The organism is Paracoccus ravus, from assembly GCF_004522175.1.
Taxonomy (GTDB): domain Bacteria; phylum Pseudomonadota; class Alphaproteobacteria; order Rhodobacterales; family Rhodobacteraceae; genus Paracoccus; species Paracoccus ravus.
Map to the genome: position 1 here is coordinate 1 of NZ_SDEB01000055.1, position 6,568 is coordinate 6,568.

The 6,568-nt window shown below is 61.7% G+C and carries 7 protein-coding genes and 1 pseudogene; 6 read left to right on the top strand and 2 right to left on the bottom strand.

Annotated features, from left to right (window positions below; genetic code table 11):
• Positions 1-97: 97 nt before the first annotated feature.
• Positions 98-733 (bottom strand): DUF3604 domain-containing protein, encoded by a 636-nt coding sequence (locus ESZ60_RS20060; protein WP_134682431.1) that lies wholly within the window; start codon positions 731-733, stop codon positions 98-100.
• A 234-nt stretch (positions 734-967) separates the two neighbouring features.
• A complete protein-coding gene (locus ESZ60_RS21595) occupies positions 968-1,267 on the bottom strand; it encodes a hypothetical protein (RefSeq protein WP_167620249.1) in 300 nt (99 codons plus the stop codon).
• Here ESZ60_RS21595 and ESZ60_RS21600 point away from each other — a divergent pair.
• The 6 genes and pseudogenes from ESZ60_RS21600 to ESZ60_RS20090 all read left to right on the top strand — a co-directional run.
• Positions 1,266-1,796 (top strand): helix-turn-helix domain-containing protein, encoded by a 531-nt coding sequence (locus ESZ60_RS21600; RefSeq protein ID WP_245155801.1) that lies wholly within the window; start codon positions 1,266-1,268, stop codon positions 1,794-1,796. The genes ESZ60_RS21595 and ESZ60_RS21600 overlap by 2 nt on opposite strands.
• Positions 1,797-1,854: 58 nt before the next feature.
• Positions 1,855-3,567 carry a SulP family inorganic anion transporter gene (locus ESZ60_RS20070; protein WP_134682433.1) on the top strand — a complete coding sequence of 571 codons (1,713 nt, stop codon included), beginning with the start codon at positions 1,855-1,857 and terminating at the stop codon, positions 3,565-3,567.
• Between the two features lie 43 nt (positions 3,568-3,610).
• Positions 3,611-3,847 carry a hypothetical protein gene (locus ESZ60_RS20075; RefSeq protein ID WP_134682434.1) on the top strand — a complete coding sequence of 79 codons (237 nt, stop codon included), beginning with the start codon at positions 3,611-3,613 and terminating at the stop codon, positions 3,845-3,847.
• Positions 3,848-4,420: 573 nt separating this feature from the next.
• A pseudogene (locus ESZ60_RS21605) lies at positions 4,421-5,542 on the top strand (sulfatase-like hydrolase/transferase); the annotation flags it as partial.
• Positions 5,516-5,929 carry an alkaline phosphatase family protein gene (locus ESZ60_RS21760; RefSeq protein WP_280634019.1) on the top strand — a complete coding sequence of 138 codons (414 nt, stop codon included), beginning with the start codon at positions 5,516-5,518 and terminating at the stop codon, positions 5,927-5,929. The pseudogene ESZ60_RS21605 and the gene ESZ60_RS21760, both read left to right, overlap by 27 nt.
• Positions 5,930-6,413: 484 nt before the next feature.
• Positions 6,414-6,568: transposase (locus tag ESZ60_RS20090; RefSeq protein WP_134681718.1), on the top strand; the 155-nt coding region annotated here is incomplete at its 3' end.

Here is a 6,568-nt window from a genome sequence, read left to right on the forward strand (position 1 = left end):
CACATCCGCATTGCACTGATGAACCGCTTCAACGCCCTCGGCACTGCCGAGATTGATCGCGTGGCCTGATCTCAAGGGGGAAAGGGGAAAGTCTGGCTCAGACTGGGCTTCTGCAACAATGCCGGTTCGCCCCGCCCGGCGCCGAGGTCCATTCATAGGCATGAATCGTGGTGAACTTGCCCGGCTCGTAATGCGTCTCGGTGGCCTCGTAATTCTTCTTCCAGGTTGACTTGATCGCCTCGGCCCCTTGGAAGAAGTCCGGATGCGGGCTTCCGCCGCCAGCCAGCGGCGCGAGCACGTATTTTCCGTAAAGCCCCAGCGCGGTCTTCAGATCGTTCGCTTCGCGAAATGACTTCGCGACCGGATCATCATAACCCGGCGCGCCCTCGTTCATCAGGCTAAAGGCCTCGCCCATGAATTCGGCATGGTCGGTGACCGCGACGAAATCCAGCGGGCGCTTGATCTTGTGCAGGCTGCCATTGACCATCATCTCTTCGCCCTTGCCGAAGCGATAGGCGTCGTCGGGGGTCAGGCGATTGCCGGCAATGAAGGCATCCATCGAGACACCGGTATGGATATGGGTCTCTCCGAAATAGGCTTCTTTCAGCGGGTTCTGAGGGGCCGCAGCCTCGGCCGCAGTGGGCGCATCCGTGGCCGTCTGGGCCAGAGCCCCAAAGGCCAGCGAGGTCGAGCAAAGCATCGTGCAAAGGAAGGAAGAACGCAGAAGAAGCATGGCAATGACTCCGGTTCAGCTGAAATTAGGGTAGCCGCGGCGTGTCAGATTGCAAGAAATGGTTTCAAGGATTGGATATCAGTCCGAACGCAGCGCTATTGCTTTCCAGCCATATTCGGGACACGGAGCGTTGGGAAATGATCGGTCTGATCCAGAGCGCTTCGGGAAACCGGTGCGGCACGCCGCCTCAAGGCAACGATCGAACGCGACCGGGATACCATCCGGCCGAGATGATCAGTCCGGGACCTTGGGCCAAGGTCGCTTGTCTTTCGGTACCGTCTTGTGGCCAGTCCTTCGGACTGAAATTATCGCCGCATGATGAAGATCGCAGACCATTTCGACAGGCTCGCCGCCGCGCGGGGAAAGGATTATTTCCGGCGCGGCTTCCTGTGGGGGCTCGATCCCCTGCCGAATGGGCACCTGCAGGCGAATGTCGCGAATGATCGCGGGCAAACCTACAAGCAGCACATCGTCTTTCAGGGCGATCAGATCGACGGGCTGTGTTCCTTCCCGATCGGTTACAACTGCACGCATGCGGTGGCCGCTTGCGGATCTGAAGGCGGCGGGCATCGCCAGCCTCAGCCTGACCGGCGCGACGCGAGACCGTGCTTCCGTGCTCGAAGCCTTCGCGCGTGGCGAGGCTTCGGTCTTCCTGCTCAGCCTCAAGGCGGGCGGCGTGGGACTGACGCTGACCGAAGCCGATACCGTGATCCTCTACGATCCCTGGTGGAAACGCGCGGTCGAGCGTCAGGTCATGGACCGCGCGCATCGGATCGGCCAGACGAAACCCGTCTTCGTTCATCGCCTCGTCGCCGCCGGAACGGTGGAAGAGAAGATGCTTGGGATCGACCAGAAGACTTTGGCCGGTCTCTCGGGGCTGTCGACGCCCACGATTCAGCGCATGGAAGCGGGACCCGGCCATGTGCGTGGCGTCGTGGACAGCCTGACCAAGGTGGTCGAGGCCCTCGACAAGGCTGGCGTCGAGCTCATCGGGGAGGGCGCTGCAAGCAGCCGGGGTGGACGCGGCGTGCGGCTGAAGCCCGACATCGAAGCCAGGGAATAATTCATTTGCGAGGCCACGCCGAGATGCCGAAGCCCTGCTCGAAGAATCGCGGCATGCCATGAACAAGATTGTCACCTCTTCCCGGGAATTGCGCCCGGGCCTGCTGCTTTCCTATACGCCGAAGCTGTTGAGCGTGCTTCGCGAGGGCTATGATGCGCGAGACCTGCGGGCGGATGCTGTCGCCGGCATGACCGTGGCGATTGTCGCCCTGCCGCTTTCCATGGCGATCGCGATCGCCTCGGGAGCGACCCCGACGCAAGGTCTCTACACCTCGATCTTCGGGGGGTTCCTGGTCTCGGCGCTGGGTGGATCGCGGTTCCAGATCGGCGGGCCCGCCGGAGCGTTCATCGTTCTCGTCGCTGCGACCGTCGCCCAGCACGGAATCGAGGGGTTGATCCTTGCCACCTGCCTGTCGGGCATGATGCTGACGCTGGTCGGCATGCTGCGGCTGGGCAGTTTCGTGCAGTTCGTCCCTTTCCCAGTGACCGTTGGCTTCACGGCGGGGATCGCGGTCATCATCTTTGTCAGTCAGATCAAGGATCTGCTCGGGCTGTCCTTGCCGCATGAGCCCGGCGAGCTGATCGGCAGGCTCTTGGCGCTGTGGAGCGCGCGGGACAGCTTCACTCCGGCAGCATTCGGGCTGGCGCTGGTCACCATCGTGCTGATCCTGACCCTGCGCCGGTTGCGGCCGCATTGGCCGGGCATGTTGATCGCGATCATACTGGCCTCGCTTGCCGCAGCGTGCCTGGCGCTGCCTGTCGAGACGATCGGCTCGCGCTTTGGGGGCATTCCCTCGGCCCTTCCTCGTCCTGCCCTGCCGGATCTCTCTGTCCAGAAGGTCGTGGAGGTCTTTCCGGCCGCCTTGGCCTTCACGCTGCTCGGTGCCATCGAATCCCTGCTTTCCGCCGTGGTGGCCGACGGCATGACCGGCCGCCGGCATCGCCCGAACTGCGAGTTGGTGGCGCAGGGACTTGCCAATATCGGCTCGGCGCTGTTCGGGGGCTTCTGCGTGACCGGGACCGTCGCGCGCACGGCGACAAATGTGCGGGCGGGTGCGCATGGGCCGGTCTCCGGGATGCTTCACGCAGTTTTCCTGCTGCTTTTCGTCCTGATCGCCGCGCCCTTGGCAGCCTATATTCCCCTTGCGGCGCTGGCCGGCGTGCTTGCCGTTGTCGCCTGGAACATGATCGACCGCGCTGCGATCGGCATTCTGGCGCGGTCGGGTCTGGGCGAGGGCGTGGTGCTTACTTCGACCTTTCTGCTGACAATCTTCCGCGATCTGATCGAAGCAATTGTCGTCGGCATCGCGCTCGGCAGCGTGATCTTCATTCAGCGCATCGTCAGGACGACCTCGGTCGAAAGCGGCGCGGCCTCGGCATCTGCGCCCTCCCCGTTAGAGCAAGGGACCGTTCCGGCGGGTGATCTGGACATCCTGATCTATCGGATCAATGGGCCGATTTTTTTCGGCGCGGCCGGTTCGATCAGTTCGGTTCTCGAGCGCATCCATGAATCGCAGTCGGCGCTGATTCTGGATCTGGCGGGCGTGCCGGTGCTGGATGCGACGGGCGCCAATATGATTGCCGACCTCGCACGCAAGGCGCGCAGGCAAGGCGTCTCGCTCTGGGTTGCAGGGGCCAATCCTGCGCTCCGCCGAGGGCTTTTGCTGCATGGCCTGCGCCCGCCACTCTGTCGGCACGCATCGAGCGTCGAGAAAGCGATTGCAAGGCAGCGTGCCGCCAATGCTGCCGCGCCAAAGGTGGACCGTGGCTGACCGCTGGGCAAGATCCCGAGCTTCGGGTTGTCGGCTACGGCCCGTGGAACTGCGCCAGGAACGGCTTTACGACGCCTTGGCGCGTCCGCGCACACAGGCTGAATTGCGCGATCTGCTCGGCATGAGCAATAGCGGCATTCTGAGCCTGCTGCGGCGGATGCAGCGCGAGGGGCTTGTCAGCCCCGCCGAGCGCATCTGCCACACCCGCATCTGGGAGCGAAGCCGACAATCCGCCGCAGCGACCTGTGCAGGACGAGCCCAGGCATCTATAAGCCCATGAAAGCAAGGAAGGGTGCCGGCCCCGCTCGGGAAGCTGGACACCGAGGGAGGTAGTGTGAACCCGAGAACGAGGCACTCGAGGCTTTTTCGTCTTACATTTACCGGTCGGCCCGAACTTGGACACGTGCCGTCCGGAGGGGGGTATCAGCGGCACTTGCGCCAGATCGGGCAAAGTGGCCATTGCTGATCCGCCGTTCGGGACTCTAACCCCATTGCGACCCGGCTCGGCAGGCCCCGGAAGTCCGGAGATGAGGAACTTCTCGTTAGTTGCATAGAGATCTGGTGTTGCGCGAGGCATCACCTTGATAAGCTGCCTGCTGCGATTCTATCCCTGAAGTCCCGACGGTTAGCCTCGCGACACGTTTCGTGATCCAATCCGTGAAGACGTCCGAGATGGTCTTGCCGATTGACGACATGGCCGTAAATCGAAGATCATTTTTTCAGCCATACCATCAGAAGCGATTCAGGCCTTTCACCTTAAAGTGGAGTTGTCATGCTTCCCCTTGGCCCAATCTGCAGCATCGTTGTTGCGCTATCCCTTTCGCTCCCGACCGCAGCCTTTGCTCAATCGGTCATGACCACGGCCACCCGCACCAGCGACAGCGCCGAACCTGCCGTCGTTCATGCAGACCAAGCAGCGGCGGCCCAAAAGAAGCTTGATGAGTTGCGCCAGCGCACGGGGAAGGCGCCGAACATCGTCTGGCTGCTCGTCGACGACATGGGATACGGTGATCCCGGCGCCTTTGGCGGTGGGGCTGCCATCGGGGCCGCGACTCCCAATATGGACGCCCTCGCGCGCGAGGGGCTCAAGCTCACCTCGACCTATTCACAGCCGACCTGCACGCCCACGCGATCTGCGATCCTGACCGGACGACTGCCCGTCCGCACCGGCCTGACCCGTCCGATCCTCGCGGGCGACAAGCTGACCCAGAACCCCTGGGCCGACGAGGTCTCGTTGCCCAAGCTTCTCGGCGAGGCAGGTTACGCGACGGTGCTCTAAGGCAAGTGGCATGTCGGCGAGGCCGAGGGCATGCGGCCCCATGAGGTCGGCTTCGACGAATTCTACGGCTTCTACGAGGCCGAGAAAGAGATCAGCCAAGGCGTCGACAAGCGGCGTTATCCCGATCTGGTGCTGAATCCCGAACGTCTCGAGATGTTGCGTCGGACCGGGTCCAGCACGGCGCTGGTCCATGGCCTCAAGGGCGGTGCCACGACAGAAGTCGAGAACATCGACAGCATCGAGGAGATGGCCGAAGCCGACCGGATGCTGAAGGAATTCACGCTGAAGAAAATCCCCGAACTCGCGACAGGGGGCAAGCCGTTCTTCCTCGAACATGCCTTCATGAAGGTTCATGCGGACAATTTTGCCGCGAAGGAATTCGAGGGGAAAAGTGCCAGCAAATACCCTTACAAGGACGGCCTGGTCGAGGTGGATGCCTATATCGGCGAGATCGTTTCCGCCTTGGACAAGGCCGGTATGCTGGACAACACCTTCGTCTTTGTCACCTCGGACAACGGCCCGCAACTCGACAGCTGGCCCGACGCCGGTTACACGCCGTTTCGGGGAGCTAAGGGTTCCGCCTGGGAGGGTGGCGTGCGGGTTCCTGGCATTGCCTATTGGCGCGGCATGATCGCACCAGGGCGCGAAAGCGACGATCTTTTCGACCTGATGGACCTGTTCAACACCTCGCTGAACCTCGCGGGGATCAAGGATCGCATCCCTTCCGACCGCTATATCGACGGGATCGATCCGACCAGCTTCCTGCTTGCGGATGATGGCCGCTCGAACCGAGAAAAGGTATTCATCTGGAACGATCAGGATCTGATGGCGATGCGGGTTTTCGAATACAAGATGCACGTCAAGGTCGTGCAGGAACACGCGCAATGGCTGAATATCGACATGACGACCGTCTCGGATGTCGGTCTCGCGCCGTGGCTCTTCAACCTCTACGTCGATCCCAAGGAGGAATATCCGGTCGGCCACCGGATGAACGCCTTCCTTGCCTGGATGATTGCCGAGATGAAGGGACATGCCGCGACGTTCAAGATCTCTCCCCCGAAGGACGTCGGATTGGGGAGATAGAACGTCCGACACCTCCGACAAGACCAACCATGGTTTCTTGCGCTACGCTGAGAAGTCAATTCCCGCGCCGGTGCCGGGGCGTGAAGCTTCTGCCTTCCAAGCATCCCTACCCCATCCGATCACTATAATCCAAGGGAATCAGATGCCTTTGTCCCGATCAAGTACGGAGTTTCTCAACAACATAGGCTCGATGCGGTCATTGGAGCGAGTCGTCTCATCGAGAAAAAGTTTGGTGCGTCTGAGAGGGCGCGATGATTGGACTATCGGTGCTAAACTCCCTTGCGTCGGATCGGCCGAAGCAGGGAGGGCAGGTGGCCAGGAGCTATCACCATGTCCACCGATTCACTTCCCGCTCTCCGTCCGGAGCGCCCGCCGTGGAACAAGGGACGCATCATCGTCCAGAAGCGTGCTTTGCTGCTGACCTTCCCCCCGGAAGTTCCCTCGGTCTGATGTGGAGTCTGCCCAACCTGAAGGAGCAGACGAGATGAGGAAAAGCCGTTTCACTGAAGCGCAGATTATCGGGATGCTCAAAGAGCAGGAGGCTGGCTTGCCGACGGCTGAGCTGTGCCGCAAGCATGGGCTGAGCCCTGCGACGTTCTACAAGCTGAAGGCCAAGTATGGCGGAATGGACCTGTCCGA

What these genes read in the sequence shown, in the direction of transcription:
- ESZ60_RS21595 (WP_167620249.1), bottom strand. Translation starts at nt 1,267, where the DNA reads ATGCGTGCAGTTGTAACCGATCGGGAAGGAACACAGCCCGTCGATCTG.
- ESZ60_RS20070 (WP_134682433.1), top strand. Translation starts at nt 1,855, where the DNA reads ATGAACAAGATTGTCACCTCTTCCCGGGAATTGCGCCCGGGCCTGCTG.
- ESZ60_RS21760 (WP_280634019.1), top strand. Translation starts at nt 5,516, where the DNA reads ATGGACCTGTTCAACACCTCGCTGAACCTCGCGGGGATCAAGGATCGC.
- ESZ60_RS20060 (WP_134682431.1), bottom strand. Translation starts at nt 733, where the DNA reads ATGCTTCTTCTGCGTTCTTCCTTCCTTTGCACGATGCTTTGCTCGACC.
- ESZ60_RS21600 (WP_245155801.1), top strand. Translation starts at nt 1,266, where the DNA reads ATGCGGTGGCCGCTTGCGGATCTGAAGGCGGCGGGCATCGCCAGCCTC.